Here is a 16,594-nt window from a genome sequence, read left to right as displayed (position 1 = left end):
CCGCCTTTTTTAAGGCCAGGCGCTGATCATATTTTGTAATTACCGCGTATTTAATGTACGAAAGTTAAAAAATACCCATTTCACTGCAAAAAAGTTAAATAATTATCGTAATTAGTGTAAATCCATCAGTTAATTGGTGGAATTTTTTGCTACAATTGGCTGGCAAGTAGTATGAGCAAGTTCAACATCACCATGTACAGTTTATCTGTTTCCTCTTAGTGGGGTTGATCTTGGTCAGTATATTGTTTTTACAGAAGCGCTATTATAGTCATTCGGCTTTATTCTCGAGCTTACTTTATCAACCTGTTGATCAAGTCGGGTTATTCGAGCGTGAGGCTGTGAATAACCTTGTTTTAATCAAGGGTTTTAATTATGATCGCTTCTATTTTAAAATTTTTGAAAAATTAACCTGCTGTAACTGATGTTCTCAATATAGCAAGTGTTGAGAATCATAGTGGAGATAAGTGGATGAGCAATGCGCCTGTAGACAATGGCCGACGTCGCTTTTTAACCATAGCTACCTCTGTTGTAGGTGGTGTTGGTGCGGCTGGGGCTGCTGTTCCTTTTATTGCGTCTTGGAATCCAAGTGAGCGAGCTAAATCTGCGGGTGCGCCTGTAGAAGTAGATATCAGCAAACTTGAGCCAGGGCAATTAATACGTGTCGAGTGGCGTGGTAAACCTGTATGGGTTGTATCACGTACCCCTAAAATGCTTGAGCAGATGAAAGAACATGAAGGTAAACTTCGTGATCCGCAATCGCAAGAGCCACAACAACTAGAATCATCAACAAATGATTACCGTTCATTACGCCCAGAGATATTTGTCGCTGTGGGTATTTGTACGCATTTAGGGTGCTCGCCAGGTTTCTTACAAGGTAACTTTGGTGAGAAAGTTGAGGGCACTGACGATGGATTTTTCTGTCCGTGTCACGGTTCTAAATTTGATATGGCTGGACGAGTATTTCAATCAGTACCAGCACCATTAAACTTAGAAATACCACCTTATACTTTTCTTGATGATACCACTATTTTAGTGGGCGAAGAAAAAGGGGTAGCCTAATGTTTGGTAAGCTGATTGGTTGGATTGACGACCGTATCCCAATGACACGTGTTTGGAACATGCACATTGCACAGTACCCAGCACCTAAAAACTTTAACTTCTGGTACTTTTTTGGCTCACTAGCTATGTTAGTACTGGTAAACCAAATCCTTACAGGTATTTGGCTAACGATGAACTTTGTTCCATCTGCTGAGGGCGCTTTTGCATCAGTAGAGTACATCATGCGTGATGTGGAATACGGTTGGCTATTACGTTATTTACACTCAACGGGTGCATCTGCGTTCTTTATCGTTGTATATCTGCATATGTTCCGTGGCATGATCTACGGTTCTTACCAAAAACCACGTGAATTACTGTGGCTATTTGGTATGTTTATTTTCTTAGCGTTAATGGCTGAAGCCTTCATGGGTTACTTACTACCATGGGGACAAATGTCGTTCTGGGGTGCACAGGTAATTATTTCACTATTTGGGGCTATCCCGGTTATTGGTGATGACTTAACACTTTGGATCCGTGGTGACTACGTAATATCGGGTGCAACGCTTAATCGCTTCTTTGCATTACATGTTATTGCCCTACCATTGGTTATTGTTATCTTAGTGTTCTTACACATTGTTGCTCTTCACGAAGTGGGTTCTAACAACCCTGACGGTGTTGAAATAAAACGCAAAAAAGGCACTGTAGCTGAAGAAGATAAGCCTAAATTTAAATTCCATGAGTATTACACCAGCAAGAAAGATATTGTTGATGCGATACCGTTCCACCCATACTACACAGTAAAAGATATTGTGGGTGTTGTTGGCTTCTTGATTTTGTTTTGTTGGGTAGTATTCTTTATGCCTGCAATGAATGGTTTCTTCCTTGAAGCGCCAAACTTTGAAGCGGCAAATCCACTTAAAACACCTGAGCATATTTTCCCTGTTTGGTACTTTACGCCATTTTATGCAATCCTTCGTGCTATCCCAGACAAGTTAATGGGTGTTGCGGCTATGGGTGCGTCTATAGTGGTACTAGCATTGTTACCTTGGATTGACCGTGGTCGTGTTAAATCGGTTCGTTACCGTTGTGGCTTCCACAAGTGGAACATTGCAGGTTTTGTTGTAACTTTCGTTCTTTTAGGTTGGGTGGGTGCAACTCCACAAACTGACTTGAAAACGATAATTTCTCAAGTCTGTACTGTGACTTACTTTATGTTCTTCGTACTGTTATTTGTATACAGTAAGAATGAAAAAACTAAGCCATTGCCTGAGAGGTTAACGAAATGATGAAAAAGCTAATTATCGGTATATTTGCTTTATCAGTAAACTTGCTGCCTAATATGGTTATGGCTGCAGGGCCGTCAGTTCCTTTAATGGAAGCGGGTAACGATATATCTGATCAACCTTCTTTGCAACGCGGCGCTAAGTTGTTCATGAATTACTGCCTTGGTTGTCACCAAATGCAGTACCAACGTTATGAACGTACTTTCCGCGATATTGGTATTCCGACAGAGCTTGGTAAAGAGCAGCTAATTTTTGACGGTTCAAAAGTAGGTGGTCATATTCTTAACGCTATCACTAAAGATGACGCTGCAAAATGGTTTGGAGCGGCTCCGCCGGATCTAACAAATGTGGCGCGTGTGCGCGGTAGTGATTGGATTTATACTTACTTAAAATCGTTTTACAAAGACGAATCACGTCCGTTTGGTGTTAATAATACGTTATTTCCATCAGTAGGTATGCCACATGTTCTTCAAGAGCTACAAGGTTTACCTACACCTATTACTGAAGAAGTAGAACAACACGGTGAAACAGTCATCAAGGTTGTTGGTACTGAAACAGATGGTAAGGGCGAGCTAAGCGTTGATGAATACGATCAAGCTGTTCGTGATTTAACGAATTTCTTAGAGTATGTAGGTGAGCCTACACGCCTTGAGTCAGAAGCGTTAGGTATTAAGGTAATCGGGTTTTTAGTTATCCTGTTTATCTTGGCATTTATGCTTAAGAAAGAATACTGGAGAGATGTTCATTAATTTGAGCATTTTACAAGGTAATTTTGCAATAGGGGCTTAAGCCCCTATTGCTGTTTTAGTTATTTAATGGAGGTATAGGCATGGCCGTAGCTGCCAATAAGCGCCCTGTAATGACCCTTTTTTCTGGTGCTAACTGTATGTATAGCCACCAAGTACGTATTGTACTTGCAGAAAAAGGTGTAAGTGTAGATATTCATTTGGCTGAAAAGGATAACTTGCCAGAGGCACTTCACGAAATTAACCCTTATGGTACAGTACCGACACTGATTGACCGTGAGCTTGGCTTATATCAGGCAAACATCATCATGGAATACCTTGATGAACGTTTCCCTCATCCTCCACTAATGCCTGTTTATCCGGTAATGCGTGGTCGTAGCCGTTTAATGATGCACCGTATTGATACTGATTGGTACAGCTTAGCTGAAAAAATCAATAACAATACTGCAGATGCTGAACAAGCTCGTAAAGAGCTAACAGAAGCACTACTTGCAATTGCACCAATCTTTAACGAAGCACCTTACTTTATGAGTGAAGAGTTTAGCTTAGTAGATTGTTACTTAGCACCGCTATTATGGCGTTTACCAGAGCTTGGTATTGAGCTTAATGGCTCTGGCGCTAAAGAGCTAAAAGAGTACATGATACGCTTATTTGAGCGTGAGTCATTCCAAGCTTCTTTAACTGAAGCAGAGCGTGAGATCCGTTTATAATGACGCCTAATCGTCCTTATTTATTACGTGCTTTTTTTGATTGGATCGTAGATAACGAGTGCACACCGCATTTAGTGGTGGACGCAGATTACCCAGCAGTGCAAGTGCCTACGCAGTTTGTACAAGATGGCCAAATAGTGCTTAATATTAGCCCTTCAGCCGTAACTGGGTTTTCGTTAGATATGGAGCAGCTAAGCTTTAATGCGCGCTTTGGTGGGCAGCCAATGCAGGTATATGTGCCTTTAGGTGCAGTACTTGCTATTTATGCGCGTGAAAATGGCGAAGGAACAGTCTTTACCGCAGAAGAGTTTTTAGAGGACGAAGACGATTTTGCACCTGAGCTTGAAAGTGTAGAGACATCAGATGAACTTATTGATGAGACTCCGCCGCCAGAAAAGCCAGAAAAGAAAAAAGGTTCGCATTTACGCGTTATTAAGTAACGTTTAAATACAAAAAAACCGCTAATTTAGCGGTTTTTTTTATGTGCTTTTATAAATATTCAAACACTTTAATAACGCGCTCTACACCCGATACATTGCGTGCAATATTAACCGCTTGGTTAGACTCAGACTCAGATACTAAGCCCATTAAAAATACTTCAGCATTTTCTGTTACTACTTTAATATTATTACTTGGAATATCTTTCGCTGTTAGCAGCTGCGCTTTTACTTTAGAAGTTAACCATGAGTCGTGTGTTTGTGTGGTAATACCAATATTAGAGCCAATCCTAATTTGATTGTGTATTTTACGTATACCTGAAAGCCCCTCAATGCTTTGCTGAGCTTGGTTTTTCATTTCTTGATTGGCAACTTGCCCAACTAATAAAACAATGCCATTTACGCTTATAGCGTCTACATTAGCAAACTTTTCTAATCGTTCAACTTCACTCAGCGCAATACTGGCTTTAATTTCTATATTATTATCATCTATTTGAGAGCCAATTGTACGGCGATCATTTGCTGCAGTTACTGCACCAGCTGTTCCTGCAACCACTGCGGCTGCACAGCCTTGCAGTAAAACAACAGTACCTAAAACAATAAGAGAGCGTTTAAACATAATTTTCATCCTGCGGGAAAAGAGTTAAATCAACCAGTTCACTTAAACAATGTAAGTTAACTAAGTGAGATTCAATAATGCGGCTAGGTCGCTTAGAAGGCGTACGAATTTCTACATCATTAGGGCCTAATAAGCCAACAAGTTCTCCACCGTCATCACCTACCATCACTATGACCTTCATATCTTTAGTAAGTGCAGCCTCTACAGCAGAAATAATATGTTTTTCGTTACCATTAATGGCAAGCGCAAGTAGTAAGTCGCCTTGTTGTGCAAAGGCGCGTACTTGGCGAGCAAAGGTATCATGCTCATCCACCTGGCTATTTTGTCCTAAATTAATGTTTTCTTGAGATAGCGCAATAGCAGGTAAACAGGGGCGCTCAGTTTCGTAGTGATTAACTAATACGCCGGCTATGTGCTGCGCTAACATATGGCAGTTTGTTGTGCCACAGCAAAGAAGTTTATTCCCATTAATTAAACTTTGTGCAATTGTAAATGCCGCAGACTCAAGTGCGCTGGGCAGTACTTCGCCTGCTGCTATTTGTACTTGAATGCTCTCTGTGAAAATTTCTTTAATTGTATCTTGCATAGACTACCAATAATTTATTCGTCATTTTTGTATGTTGCTGGACGTTTTACTAATCTGTTTGTGGATAATTCTAAAGTACGTTTTTAATCCAGTTTATATTGCCAGCCCCTTGACCTGTAATGGCTACATAGTCGGCTCTGATAGGCTGATTAGTTAAGTTTTTTGCTGCCAAGTAGTGATAAATAGTACGTTTTAATCGCGCTTGTTTTTGTGCACCAAGGGCATAATTTGCACCGCCTCTGGCATTGTTTTTACGAAACTTAACTTCTACAAATACAAGCGTATCGCCGTGTTTCATAATCACATCAAGCTCACCAAAGGGGCAATAATAATTACGCTCAATAGGCGTTAGCCCCTCACGGATTAAGTATTTTTCTGCTTGGCGTTCATAGTACTGGCCTTTTTCTCGGCTATTTTGCCACAGCGCTTTAAACCACGACATAGCCGCTCCAGATTAATCAAACGTAAGCGAAGTGCTTTCGTTGGCTGATTGCATAAATAAAGGTACGGGCTGCTTTGTTTCTAGTTGTACGGCTTTTATGCGTCTATTTGTGTATTGTGCCCAATCAAGCGTACGCTCTATGTGCCCACTGGTATTAACCGAAAGCTTTCCACTTAAGCCTGTAAACTTATTGCCGGGCATTATGCTCAGCTGCCTAATATCACTTAGCACCGACACTGCATCGTAAGCCATAGCAAATAAGCGCTGGCTTATATCGGCATTTTCAGGCCACAACGTGTTGTATTGGTTGCGTAAATTATGCTGTTTAACTGTTGAATTAAGCATCCAGGGCAGCTCTGTAAAGTAAAGTCCTTCTAAATCGCCTTTGTCGGTACGATCGATTTGTTTACTGTGGCTTTTTGAGCTAGCGTACAATGGAATACGCTCTGCAAAAGTACTGACATTTACATCTAAATAAGGTTTTATCAGGCGTGTTTCTATGGCATCACCTAAAATGTAAATAGCATCGATATCGCTACGTGAGCGGGTTTCACTTTCTACTTCTTGTTTAAATAAAGATTTAACCATTTTAATACGCTGCTTAGATTTATCGACCTCTAACAAGCTTGTAATTGTGTTTGGCATGTCTTTGTTATCGTTATAAAAACCAATTTGCGGTTTGGTTTCGCTATAGCGCTGCCACTGAATATTAAAGTAATCTACCAAACGTTGACCATTAGCATTATTAGGCGCTAATAGCATGGGCTTTTGATAACCTTTAGCTAAAAAGTGCTCCAGCGCTTGCTGTACTTCATGTTCAGGGTTTAAAGCAAAAAAGTAGTGTTGCAGCGAGAGTCGTTCGCCATCAAACGTATTTAAGTGTAATGTTGGCGTATCGATAAGTGTTTTAGCTTGCGCAAGTTTATCAATATTCGCTTTTAATAATGGCCCAATCACAAAGTCTGGATTAAATTGGCTTAGTTGCTCGTTTAACGCTTGAGTTGAGAGGTTTTCATCAATAAAAACGGTATCGCTAATAGTTTGCTTATCAAGCCCTGCTAAAATACCTGCTTTAAGGGCGTCACCTAAACGCTCATTGGCGCCTGATTGCGGTAAAAGTACAGCTAAACGCTCAATGTTAACTGGAGCTAGGTTGACTAGTGCTTCATCTTGCTCTGGTAAAATAGCCACTGCAGGGTGCCCTGGGTAACGGCGACGCCAGTTATTAATGGCTTGGTCAAGCTCTACACCGCTATTTGCATATACCTGGTGGTACAAAGCTAAATTAGTCCAACCTTGTTGAATAACAGAGCCACGATTAAAGCGCTCTAGCGCATAAGAAGACAGCTTAGTTAAGTTATCCCAAAGCGCTTGTTGCAATGAAGGAATTTCAATATTGTTTTTATTCGCTGTTTCTGAGGCCCTAAAAAAGTAAGGTGCAGCGCGCTTAGGAAAGTTTTGTGATGCATATATGCTAGCAGTTAAATATTGATGCCAAGCAAAGTGCTCAGGCTGTTTAAGTTGGCCGTCGAGCGATTGTAAAATAACGAGTGCTTGATCGTTTTTATTTTGCTGCTTTTGCGCATAAGCAATGTATAAGCGGTTTTGAATTTTATCAACGCTTGGGGTTTGCTCAAGCTCATTACAAATATTTTCAAGTAATGGCCAGCTTTGCTCCGAAATTGCGGCATCTCGGGCACTGTAAAGTAATTGAATTTTGTCTGCACCGGTGCGGTTTAAGGCTAATTTATAAATAGCATCGGCACTGGTTGCTTGATTTTGCAGCGCATTCGCACTGGCATTAGTACTATCGCTATTTTTAGTTGGTTTTTCGGTTGTGCTACAGGCCGATAACCCTGACAATATAATTAATAGACTAACAAGTTTAAGTCGCACAATGATTTCCCAATACGTTAACGCGATTTGCTTATATTACTGACTGACGCAGGAGACCTCAATGTTAAATGAGGAGAATTCACAGAAAATTGGCACTCTTTACATTGTAGCCACCCCAATTGGCAATTATGACGACTTAAGCCAGCGTGCCATCGCGACATTATCGCAGGTTGACTTAATCGCTGCTGAAGACACGCGCCACACCGGTAAGCTGCTAAGCCACTTTGGTATAAAGGCTAAAACCTTTGCATTACATGACCATAACGAAAAACAAAAAGCGCAGCAGATTATTGATTGGCTAAACGAAGGCAAAAATATCGCGCTGGTATCAGATGCCGGCACGCCGCTAATAAGCGACCCTGGTTATGCCGTAGTAAACTTGTGCCGCGAGCAAGGCGCACATGTAACGCCCGTGCCTGGTGCGTGTGCTGCGATTACTGCGGTGTGTTGCTCGGGCCTACCAACCGATCGTTTTCAGTTTATTGGCTTTACACCGGCTAAAAGCAAAGCAAGGCAAGACTTTTTTATTGAGGCTGTTAATTCAGGCATTACCAGCATAATGTACGAAAGTACGCACCGTATTATGGCAAGCCTAGATGATTTAGAAGCGGCACTTGGTAATGAGCAACAAGTGGTATTTGCAAAAGAGCTAACCAAAACCTTTGAAACCTTTTTTAACGGCACAGTGAGTGAGCTTAAGCAATTTTTAACTGATGATCCCACTAAGCAACGTGGCGAAATTGTTTTAATGTTGCCAGGCAAACCTAAGCTTGTGGACGATATCCCACCCGAGGCGCGTAAAATGCTGGCGCTACTTGAAAGCGAAATGCCGATGAAAAAAGCCTGTGGAATTGTTGCAGAATACTTTGGAATGAAGAAAAACGCCCTGTATAAAACAATTATTGACGAAAAAGCGTAAATCTTTACTGCGTACAAGGCGCAGCTCATGTATACTGCGCGCCGAGTTAGCCAAGATAATCGCTGCCTGTGACGAAAATGATCAGGGGGAGGAAAGTCCGGGCTCCACAGGGCAGAGTGCCAGCTAACGGCTGGGGGGCGTGAGTCCACGACAAGTGCAGCAGAGAGGAGACCGCCAACTTTCGGGTTGGTAAGGGTGAAAGGGTGCGGTAAGAGCGCACCGGGCCGCTAGTAATAGTCGGTTGCAAGGTAAACTCCACTCGGAGCAAGACCAAATAGGGTTCTATCATTTTAAATAATGAACGCGTGGCCCACGTGAGAACCGGGTAGGTTGCTTGAGCCATAGAGCGATTTATGGCCTAGACGAATGATTATCACTTTCTTCGGAAAGGACAGAACCCGGCTTATATGGCTAACTCACTCATTCAACAAAACAGCCCGCAGTTAACGCTGCGGGCTTTTTTGTGCCTAAAATTTGATTAAGTATTGTGTTGTTTTTTAAGGTTCTGGCTGGCCTTTTTTAAGTCGCTTACTGAGTGCTGGTTGCGATATACCAAGCAACTGGGCTGCTAATGATTGGTTTGAGTTAGCGCGCTTCATTGCCTCTGCGACTAATAACTCTGCCGCTTGTTTTAGTGTAGGCAAAGTGGATGACGACTCAAACAGCGGTTTTGAAAGCTGGGCATGCATATCTAATGCAGGCACGGCGCTGCGTACGCTTTCAAACGCTTTCATAGATAGTGCGCCGCTTTGGTGGGTGCTCATTGCATCAAAGGCCATGGCGCGCAGCTCTCTGATATTGCCAGGGAATGTATAGTTTTCGAGTAAAATTAATAATTCTTTTGGAATACTTGCCATCGGTTTATTAAATTCTTGTGCGGCAAGCGTTAAAAAATGCTCTAGCAGTAAAGGGATGTCTTGTTTGCGCTCCCTAAGTGGTGGAATATTCACATGATGAATTTTTAAACGGTAGTATAAGTCGTTTCTAAATTCGCCATTTTCTTTTTTAGTGAGTAAGTTTTGGTGAGTGGCTGCAATAATGCGCGCATTAATGCGTTTTGGTGTATCGCTGCCTACTGGGTAATATTCGCCTTCTTGCAAAAGCCTTAATAACTTTACTTGTGAGGCGAGGTTTAAATCGCCAATTTCATCAAGAAATAATATCCCGCCTGATGCACGTTCTATCATCCCTTTACGGGCTTGCTCTGCGCCTGTAAACGCGCCTTTTTTGTGGCCAAATAAGGTATCCGAAAACAAGTTATCATCAAGGCCGGCTACGTTTACACACACAAGCTCACCACTGCAACCGCTGGTTTCGTGAATTGCTCTGGCTATGAGCTCTTTGCCTACGCCACTTTCGCCGGTAATTAAAATAGGCTGCTGGCTGTTTGATATAGATTGGATGTAATTAAACACCGAATGCATTTGATGATCCACACTAATAATTTTAGAAAACGCAGGATCCAGGCTTGTTTGATTTTCTAGTAGGTAGCCACGCATGGCTTGGTTTTCTAAGTTTAGCTCTTGAAAACGCACCACCTGCATTATGCTATTACTTAGGCGTTCGGGATCTTCTGTTTTTACATGGTAACCATAAGCGCCTAATTTTATACATTTTACAGCGGCTTCTACTTGATTAATGCCACTGATGATCACCACCGAAATGTGTGGAAAAAGCTCGGTAATTTGCGCTATAAGCTCATCACCACTGATATGTGGCATGTTTAAATCAAGCAATACAACACGAATATTTCCTTGGTTTAGTTTGGCTATTACATCGCGGCTATCGTTACATTGTACAATGTTGTTAATGCCGCAGTAGCGCTCTATTGCAAACGATATGCTTCGTAGAAAGCTGTTGTCGTCATCACAAATAAGGACCTCAAAACTAGGGTATAAATTAGTATTCATAGTTCACTCTCGTGTTGTAATAAGGGTAGTGAAAGCTTTACTTTTGTGCCTTTACCGAGCGTTGATTTAAAGGTGAGTTGGCCTTGGTGATCCGCCACGATCCCAGCTGATACAGACAGCCCTAAACCGGTGCCACCGGATTGCCGTTTGGTGGTATAAAACGGATCGGTAAGCTTAATTAAGTGCTGTTGATCAATACCTACACCTTGATCTTCAATGCTCAGCACAACGTGATTGTGTTTAGTATGGAAATAGCTGGTGATAATGATTTTTTGCGATTTATCTTCAAGCGCTTGGCAAGCATTTAAAATCAAATTAACGATTACCTGTTCGATGCGACTGCCGCTGCCTTTAAACAAAGGTAGCGAATTGGCTAGGTTAACCTCTAAGTGGTTTGTAGCGTTTTTAATTTGGTTTGTAACTAAGCGAATAGAGCGGTTTGTTAGTAAGTTTAAATCTAATTGCTCTGTTTTTTCGTGTGATGTTTCACCTTTTACCGCAAAGCTTTTTAAATCCTCTACTATGCCTTTTACTTTGTTACTGGCGATGTGCATATCGTCTAAAATTTCTGGTAACATTTGTTTAAAACGTGGGTAGCTTACACCCGCAATAAGAAAGTCGCCTTGGCGTGCTTGGTGCTCATCGAGTATGTCTGTTGCATCTTCAAAGGCTTCTTTTATAAACGGAAAATTCAAAGTTAAAATGCTACACGGGTTATTAATTTCATGGGCCACTCCCGAAACCAACACCCCTAAGGAGGCCATTTTATCTGCATGAAGTAGCTGTAACTGCTGCGCTTGTAGCGCTTTGGTACGGCTTTCTACTTTTTTACGCAGTGCTTTGTTCCATATTATCACCACGATACTAATGAGTAGCAGCACCACTACACATATACCTGCGATTACCCCAGCTTTTGACCACGGCGACACGTTTAACGGGCCAAACCATTTGTCGTAAATTTCTTGCTGGCGACCGGTATTTTTTAAAATAGCTAAACCTTGAGTAAATTGCGATAACAGTGCTTCATCTGCGGTTTTAGTGGCATAACCATAAAGCCTGTTTCTTTCTAGGCTAGAAATAGCCGTAATATTTGATAGCCCTAGTTTTTTACTTAAATACAAACCAGGTAAGTTTGAAACTACAGCAAAATCATAGCGCCCAGAGGCAAGCAAGCGCAGAGCATCGGCGTGCGTTTCAACGGGTATTAGTGTTATTTTTAGGCCAGAGTCTTTTAGCATATCAAAAGCTGAGCCATTATTTTGAACAATCACTCGAAAGCCTTCAAGCTCTGTGTAATTGGTAATTTTAGGGCTATTGTCACGCGCAAAAATAGAGTGGTTCACAAAGGTATGCGGGCTAAATTTATATAGGTCTGTGCGCTCGGGTGTGGCGGCCATACCTTGTAAAATATCTACATTTCCGCGGTCAAACTCGGCTCTTATTTCGGCCCAAGGCATCAGCTTTATTTTTATATTAAGCCCCATTACCGCCGCTATTTCTTGGCTAAGCTCTACGTTATAACCTGTAAGCTCGCCATCTTCGTTAATAAACTCATAGGGTGGGTAGTTAAAATCGCCGCCCACTATAATTTGTTTAGGCTCAGTTAAATTAGTCTGCGCTAAACTGCTTACGCTATTGATCGCCATCAGGCTTAGTAGCGCTATTTTTAGAACATAAAACCAAGCGTTTTGTTTGTTGAGCAAGTGTGTAAACCTCTGCATTTTTAGTTGTGTTAGGTCCGTTAGTTAATTGTGTAAGCAATACAAAAAAATGGTGTGTATGTTCCTTTTACAGCTGCAAAATGGTTATTTTTATTTGGCGGAGAGGGACTATAGTCTGTATTTTAATTTTATATAAATTAGGTACTAACGAATTTGGCATGATTTTAGGTCTTATTTATTTGCATTATAAGGTAACTAAAAATAAGTTATCCATGAGTTTTGATGCTAACTAGGTAGGTTATGTCTTTTTACTGCTAAAAATAAAAGCGATTTAATAACAGCTATTAAATCGCTTTTATTTGGTTGGGAGAGAGCGCTTAAAACTTCATGTTTAGATTTACTTGAATGCGATCGCGGCCATTGTTGTTTGTAGGTAAATCGTTATTAATATTATCCACGCTGTACCACCTTAAATCGGCATTTAAGTTATCTGCAATTTTATAATCTAGTTGTACGCGTGTGCCTTTAATATTGGTGTACGAGCCCGGCGTATTGGTTTGCGTAAACGCGCCGTTCATCGGTAATGCATAGGCTTCGGTACGTAGCACATAAAATCGCAGGCCAACCTCTTTATTTATTTGATAGCGTGCGTGTACGGTATAGGCGGTGTTTTCAGTGTCGGCTTCACTGGTGTAGTAATCGGCTGCAAAGCGCACTGGGCCATAGCGTACATCAAGGTTGTAGGTCATTACGTTACCCGCTTGGTCATCATCAAGCCCTGACTCAGCACTGGCGTACGCCGTATCGGAGGCACTTACAAAAATGCCGCCAATACCTGCTTTCACTTTTACGTTATTAAATTCAGTAGCGTATACACCTTGAAGCTGTTGCCAGCTGGCATCGCGTTTGCCTTCGCCATTATCAACATTTTCTTCAAGGATGATGTGCCCTGCATTAACACTAAACGCGTTGTTACTCCAATTTGCTTGTACACCTTCGAGCGCTATATCGTCACGAAAAAGTAGCTCTGATGAGTGCATATAAACGGGGGCCGCTTTACCAATATATACTTGGGTGTTACTAAGGCCTGTGTATTTCATAAAGGCGCGGTCTAATCCAAAGTCATCGTTATCGCTGGTATCGGTGATGCCAAAGGTTTGGTGGGTTGAATCGTGCTGGCTTGAGGTTGTTCTAAAGCGCATTTGTGCTGACCAGTTTTCGGTCGCCGCGTATTTAATGCCAAAACGGGCACGCAAACGAGCGCGGCTTGTTGAGTCAATTGTATCGCCTTCGGTGCGCTCAAAACGCATACGCATATCGCCAAATAGTTTAACGGCTTCAAGGCCATTTAAACCTTCAATTGTAATATCTGCATGAGCAGGTTTAGCTAAGGCAATAACACCTAGTGCAACGGGTAAATATATCAGTTTACTAGTCATGGTTTGTTCTCTATAAAATTACTAAAACGAGGGTTATTGCTTAGCGGGTTGAGCCGCTGTGTTGTTTTGGTTGTAAAGGGTTTCGTTAAGCTCGCCTTCGCTTTTGCCAATTAATAAAGTAACCATTAAGTCGCCTGTTACATTTATGGTGGTGCGCGCCATATCTAAAATTCGGTCAATACCTGCAACTATTGCAATGCCTTCAAGAGGTAAGCCAACGGTAGTTAGTACAAGTGAAAGCATAATAAGGCCAGCGCCGGGTACACCGGCGGTGCCCACAGAGGCTAAAGTGGCCGTAGCAATAATGGTTAAGTAATCTGTTGTGGTGAGGTCAATACCAAAGGCTTGGGCAATAAACAGCGCTAACACACCTTGGTATAAAGCGGTGCCATCCATGTTAATAGTGGCGCCTACTGGCAGTACAAAGCTTGATACAGTACGCGATACACCTAAGTTTTGGGTGGCGCATTTAATGCTGGCAGGTAAGGTACCTGAGCTACTTGTGGTAGTAAAAGCAATAATTTGCGCTTCAATAATACCTTTATAAAAACGCTGTGGATTAAGCTTACCTAGTAGGCCTACAAAGCCGCCCCCCAACACTAAAACGTGAATAATGCAGCCTAGGTACACTAAGCCAATTACCTTTATAAGTGGTAGTAATACATCCAGACCGTATTTGCCAGATACCCACGCCATTAATGCAAATACACCGTATGGCGCTAGCTTCATTACAAGCTCAGTTAACTTGTACATTGCATCGGCTAGGCTTTCAAACATTTTGCTAGCGGGTTCGCCTTTTTCACCAATTAGGTTTAAAGCAATGCCTAAGCTCAACGCAAACACAATAATTTGTAATATATTACCTGAAGCGAGTGAGCCTACAGGGTTTTTAGGTACTAAACCGACAATGGTGTCTACTAGGGTAGGGCTAGGTTTAGCATCAGCCACAGTGGTTGCAACCATATTTAAGCCTGCGCCAGGTTCAAACAACAGCCCAAGGCCTAAACCAATCGAAATAGCTACGGCGGTGGTGGCTAAATAAAATACGATTGATTTAACACCAATACGACCCATTTTGGTGGTGTCTTTCATTGAGGTAACGCCAACAATTAATGAGCAAAATATAAGAGGAACAATTAACATTTTTATGGCGCTAATAAATAGCTGGCCAAGGGGTTTTATATATTCAGCATTATTGCCAAGCAGCATGCCGGCAATAATACCCGTTATCATACCTATGAGTATTTTTAGCCAGAGCGCCATTTTTTTAGGCTCGTTGTTATTAATACTTGTTGTACTGGTCATAATGTTATTCCAATTATTTATAATTTTAGTGGGAGCTATTTAACTTTTGCTTAGGACGTCAACGCGTATACGCTTACCGCACAGGTACGTGCACAGGTCATACAAGGGACTTGCAATGATATGGGTAAGCGCTCGTTAGCCTTTTTAGATAGGGGTTGTTTGTACACGTGCATAATTAAGCTCTAAAGTTGTTAGATTATTGTTATTGCATTAATAATGCCAAGCACTGTTTTGTTAATAACGTATTGAATGTTATTGATTTTATTGTTTTAAGTTGGTGGTTTGTTAATATAACTTTTTGAATAATTATTAATAATGAAAGGCGGGTTAAAGGCGGCTTAAATGATGGTTTATAAATAACTCGTTTAAAATCAATGGGTTGATTGGTGTATAACTTTTGTTATTGATATAGCAAAAGTTATACTCCCTGCATTAATTAATCATATTTCTCATTTTGAAAGAGTTTAAAACATTATTAAGTTATAAATAGGCTATTTATGGCTGTATTTTTTCTTGTACCTTGAACTTAGATAATATTTTTACCCTGTTCAGGATCGCGCGACTTTTCAGCTTGGTCGCGAATTTCGTCGGTATCGCTACTTACATCATCAAGGGTTTCATTTTGTTGTTGCAGCTGTTTAGTGGTTTGCTGAGCAGTTGAAGGCTGCTCAGTTTTGCTGGTGGGCTTTTGTGTATCACTCTCATCGGGTGTACTGAGTAAAATACGCTCACGTGCATCATCAGGCATGCTAATGCTTTGATTAGTAAACTCGGTTACAAGCTCACGCATTAACTGCGAGGCCACTTTTAAAGGGCTATGCTGTTCGCTGTTAACCCAAAAAAATAGATTAAAGTTAATTGTTGAACTGCCTAAATTGTTAATCAGTACTTGGGCTGGTGGCTCACTAAGCACACCCGTTTGCTTGTTAGCGATTTCAAGTGCGAGTGTTTGGCAATAACGAATATCGTTATCGTAACCTATACCAATCACCACCTTTGCACGCATTTTTGGATTTGCTGTTAGGTTTTTTATGGTATTTTTGTAAACCGTGGCATTAGGTATTTGTATATGGTTGCCATCGTAATCAACTAAGGTGGTTGCGCGGGCTGTGACCTTTTTAACCACCCCTAAGCGGCCATCTACCTCTATTACATCGTCTATTTTAAATGGCCGCTGTACGCTCAATAGTAAACTAGCAATAAAGTTCTCTGCTATGTCTCTAAAGGCAAAGCCTAATATTAAGCCTATTAACCCGGTACCGCTCATAATGGCAATAGCAAATTCGGTCAGCCCTGCTAAACGTAAAAATAAATACACACCCAGTAATAAAATTAAAATACTAATACCGCGTTTGGCCACAAGGTGTACAAGTTTACTGTCGGTCATATAATGAAGTGGCTTTACTAATAGCTTAGACAATGGACTTGCAACAAAGTAGCTAAGAGTTAAAAGAATAAAACCTAATAAAAGAGTGGGTAATATTTGCGCTGTTGCGTGAAGTAATTGCAAGCATTGGCTATATAAATACTGCCAACTTAGCACGTTTTGTTCGGTGTTTAAGGCATTAACAGCCGTGGTGTTCAGTGCAATTAGCATGGTTAT

15 protein-coding genes and 1 other RNA gene are annotated in these 16,594 nt (G+C 41.3%); 7 read left to right on the top strand and 9 right to left on the bottom strand.

Features of this window, described 5'->3' with window-relative positions; all coding sequences use genetic code 11:
• Nucleotides 1-468: 468 nt before the first annotated feature.
• The 5 genes from petA (at nucleotide 469) to AN391_RS03945 (ending at nucleotide 4,217) form a co-directional block, all read left to right on the top strand.
• Nucleotides 469-1,059: a ubiquinol-cytochrome c reductase iron-sulfur subunit gene (gene petA, locus AN391_RS03965; protein ID WP_055014198.1), complete on the top strand. Its 591-nt coding sequence runs from the start codon at nucleotides 469-471 to the stop codon at nucleotides 1,057-1,059.
• Nucleotides 1,059-2,324 (top strand): cytochrome b N-terminal domain-containing protein, encoded by a 1,266-nt coding sequence (locus AN391_RS03960; RefSeq protein WP_055014197.1) that lies wholly within the window; start codon nucleotides 1,059-1,061, stop codon nucleotides 2,322-2,324. The genes petA and AN391_RS03960 overlap by 1 nt, the downstream gene beginning before the upstream one ends.
• The gene (locus tag AN391_RS03955) at nucleotides 2,321-3,070 is read left to right on the top strand and encodes a cytochrome c1 (protein WP_055014196.1); all 750 of its coding nucleotides are present in this window, start codon (nucleotides 2,321-2,323) and stop codon (nucleotides 3,068-3,070) included. Before AN391_RS03960 ends, AN391_RS03955 begins: the two co-directional genes overlap by 4 nt.
• An 80-nt stretch (nucleotides 3,071-3,150) precedes the next feature.
• Nucleotides 3,151-3,777 (top strand): stringent starvation protein SspA, encoded by a 627-nt coding sequence (sspA, locus tag AN391_RS03950; protein ID WP_055014195.1) that lies wholly within the window; start codon nucleotides 3,151-3,153, stop codon nucleotides 3,775-3,777.
• Nucleotides 3,777-4,217 carry a ClpXP protease specificity-enhancing factor gene (locus AN391_RS03945; RefSeq protein WP_055014194.1) on the top strand — a complete coding sequence of 147 codons (441 nt, stop codon included), beginning with the start codon at nucleotides 3,777-3,779 and terminating at the stop codon, nucleotides 4,215-4,217. Before sspA ends, AN391_RS03945 begins: the two co-directional genes overlap by 1 nt.
• A gap of 49 nt (nucleotides 4,218-4,266) precedes the next feature.
• On the opposite strand, the gene dolP is transcribed toward AN391_RS03945, so the two are convergent.
• The 4 genes from dolP to AN391_RS03925 all read right to left on the bottom strand — a co-directional run bounded on the left by dolP (nucleotide 4,267) and on the right by AN391_RS03925 (nucleotide 7,757).
• A complete protein-coding gene (gene dolP / locus AN391_RS03940; RefSeq protein WP_004589110.1) occupies nucleotides 4,267-4,833 on the bottom strand; it encodes a division/outer membrane stress-associated lipid-binding lipoprotein in 567 nt (188 codons plus the stop codon).
• Nucleotides 4,826-5,419 carry an SIS domain-containing protein gene (locus AN391_RS03935; RefSeq protein ID WP_055014193.1) on the bottom strand — a complete coding sequence of 198 codons (594 nt, stop codon included), beginning with the start codon at nucleotides 5,417-5,419 and terminating at the stop codon, nucleotides 4,826-4,828. Before AN391_RS03935 ends, dolP begins: the two co-directional genes overlap by 8 nt.
• A gap of 70 nt (nucleotides 5,420-5,489) precedes the next feature.
• Nucleotides 5,490-5,861 (bottom strand): YraN family protein, encoded by a 372-nt coding sequence (locus AN391_RS03930; protein ID WP_055014192.1) that lies wholly within the window; start codon nucleotides 5,859-5,861, stop codon nucleotides 5,490-5,492.
• 12 nt (nucleotides 5,862-5,873) lie between these two features.
• Nucleotides 5,874-7,757: a penicillin-binding protein activator gene (locus tag AN391_RS03925; RefSeq protein WP_055014191.1), complete on the bottom strand. Its 1,884-nt coding sequence runs from the start codon at nucleotides 7,755-7,757 to the stop codon at nucleotides 5,874-5,876.
• A gap of 61 nt (nucleotides 7,758-7,818) precedes the next feature.
• On the opposite strand from AN391_RS03925, the gene rsmI reads away from it, so the two are divergent.
• Together rsmI and rnpB are read left to right on the top strand one after the other, a co-directional pair.
• Complete coding sequence (rsmI, locus tag AN391_RS03920; RefSeq protein WP_055014190.1) at nucleotides 7,819-8,676, top strand: 16S rRNA (cytidine(1402)-2'-O)-methyltransferase; 858 nt, start codon at nucleotides 7,819-7,821, stop codon at nucleotides 8,674-8,676.
• A gap of 43 nt (nucleotides 8,677-8,719) precedes the next feature.
• Nucleotides 8,720-9,098: RNase P RNA component class A (rnpB, locus tag AN391_RS04450), an RNA gene on the top strand.
• A gap of 75 nt (nucleotides 9,099-9,173) precedes the next feature.
• Here the strand turns inward: rnpB and AN391_RS03915 are convergent.
• From AN391_RS03915 to AN391_RS03895, 5 genes are all read right to left on the bottom strand, one after another.
• Nucleotides 9,174-10,586 carry a sigma-54 dependent transcriptional regulator gene (locus AN391_RS03915; RefSeq protein WP_055014189.1) on the bottom strand — a complete coding sequence of 471 codons (1,413 nt, stop codon included), beginning with the start codon at nucleotides 10,584-10,586 and terminating at the stop codon, nucleotides 9,174-9,176.
• Nucleotides 10,583-12,232: a transporter substrate-binding domain-containing protein gene (locus AN391_RS03910; RefSeq protein ID WP_055014188.1), complete on the bottom strand. Its 1,650-nt coding sequence runs from the start codon at nucleotides 12,230-12,232 to the stop codon at nucleotides 10,583-10,585. The genes AN391_RS03915 and AN391_RS03910 overlap by 4 nt, the downstream gene beginning before the upstream one ends.
• A gap of 392 nt (nucleotides 12,233-12,624) precedes the next feature.
• Nucleotides 12,625-13,686 carry a putative porin gene (locus AN391_RS03905; RefSeq protein WP_055014187.1) on the bottom strand — a complete coding sequence of 354 codons (1,062 nt, stop codon included), beginning with the start codon at nucleotides 13,684-13,686 and terminating at the stop codon, nucleotides 12,625-12,627.
• A gap of 33 nt (nucleotides 13,687-13,719) precedes the next feature.
• Complete coding sequence (locus AN391_RS03900) at nucleotides 13,720-14,991, bottom strand: dicarboxylate/amino acid:cation symporter (RefSeq protein ID WP_055014186.1); 1,272 nt, start codon at nucleotides 14,989-14,991, stop codon at nucleotides 13,720-13,722.
• Between the two features lie 526 nt (nucleotides 14,992-15,517).
• Nucleotides 15,518-16,588 carry a mechanosensitive ion channel family protein gene (locus AN391_RS03895; protein WP_055014278.1) on the bottom strand — a complete coding sequence of 357 codons (1,071 nt, stop codon included), beginning with the start codon at nucleotides 16,586-16,588 and terminating at the stop codon, nucleotides 15,518-15,520.
• Nucleotides 16,589-16,594 lie beyond the last annotated feature (6 nt).

Origin of the sequence: Pseudoalteromonas sp. P1-13-1a (assembly GCF_001401875.1) — a bacterium.
GTDB lineage: Bacteria > Pseudomonadota > Gammaproteobacteria > Enterobacterales > Alteromonadaceae > Pseudoalteromonas.
Note: the sequence above shows the minus strand (reverse complement) of the source record. Positions and strands in the feature narration are given on the sequence as shown.

Excerpts from the sequence above, each read along its gene's own strand:
- petA (WP_055014198.1), top strand. The coding sequence starts at position 469 with ATGAGCAATGCGCCTGTAGACAATGGCCGACGTCGCTTTTTAACCATA.
- AN391_RS03960 (WP_055014197.1), top strand. The coding sequence starts at position 1,059 with ATGTTTGGTAAGCTGATTGGTTGGATTGACGACCGTATCCCAATGACA.
- AN391_RS03955 (WP_055014196.1), top strand. The coding sequence starts at position 2,321 with ATGATGAAAAAGCTAATTATCGGTATATTTGCTTTATCAGTAAACTTG.
- sspA (WP_055014195.1), top strand. The coding sequence starts at position 3,151 with ATGGCCGTAGCTGCCAATAAGCGCCCTGTAATGACCCTTTTTTCTGGT.
- AN391_RS03945 (WP_055014194.1), top strand. The coding sequence starts at position 3,777 with ATGACGCCTAATCGTCCTTATTTATTACGTGCTTTTTTTGATTGGATC.
- dolP (WP_004589110.1), bottom strand. The coding sequence starts at position 4,833 with ATGTTTAAACGCTCTCTTATTGTTTTAGGTACTGTTGTTTTACTGCAA.
- AN391_RS03935 (WP_055014193.1), bottom strand. The coding sequence starts at position 5,419 with ATGCAAGATACAATTAAAGAAATTTTCACAGAGAGCATTCAAGTACAA.
- AN391_RS03930 (WP_055014192.1), bottom strand. The coding sequence starts at position 5,861 with ATGTCGTGGTTTAAAGCGCTGTGGCAAAATAGCCGAGAAAAAGGCCAG.
- rsmI (WP_055014190.1), top strand. The coding sequence starts at position 7,819 with ATGTTAAATGAGGAGAATTCACAGAAAATTGGCACTCTTTACATTGTA.
- AN391_RS03915 (WP_055014189.1), bottom strand. The coding sequence starts at position 10,586 with ATGAATACTAATTTATACCCTAGTTTTGAGGTCCTTATTTGTGATGAC.
- AN391_RS03910 (WP_055014188.1), bottom strand. The coding sequence starts at position 12,232 with ATGGCGATCAATAGCGTAAGCAGTTTAGCGCAGACTAATTTAACTGAG.
- AN391_RS03905 (WP_055014187.1), bottom strand. The coding sequence starts at position 13,686 with ATGACTAGTAAACTGATATATTTACCCGTTGCACTAGGTGTTATTGCC.
- AN391_RS03900 (WP_055014186.1), bottom strand. The coding sequence starts at position 14,991 with ATGACCAGTACAACAAGTATTAATAACAACGAGCCTAAAAAAATGGCG.
- AN391_RS03895 (WP_055014278.1), bottom strand. The coding sequence starts at position 16,588 with ATGCTAATTGCACTGAACACCACGGCTGTTAATGCCTTAAACACCGAA.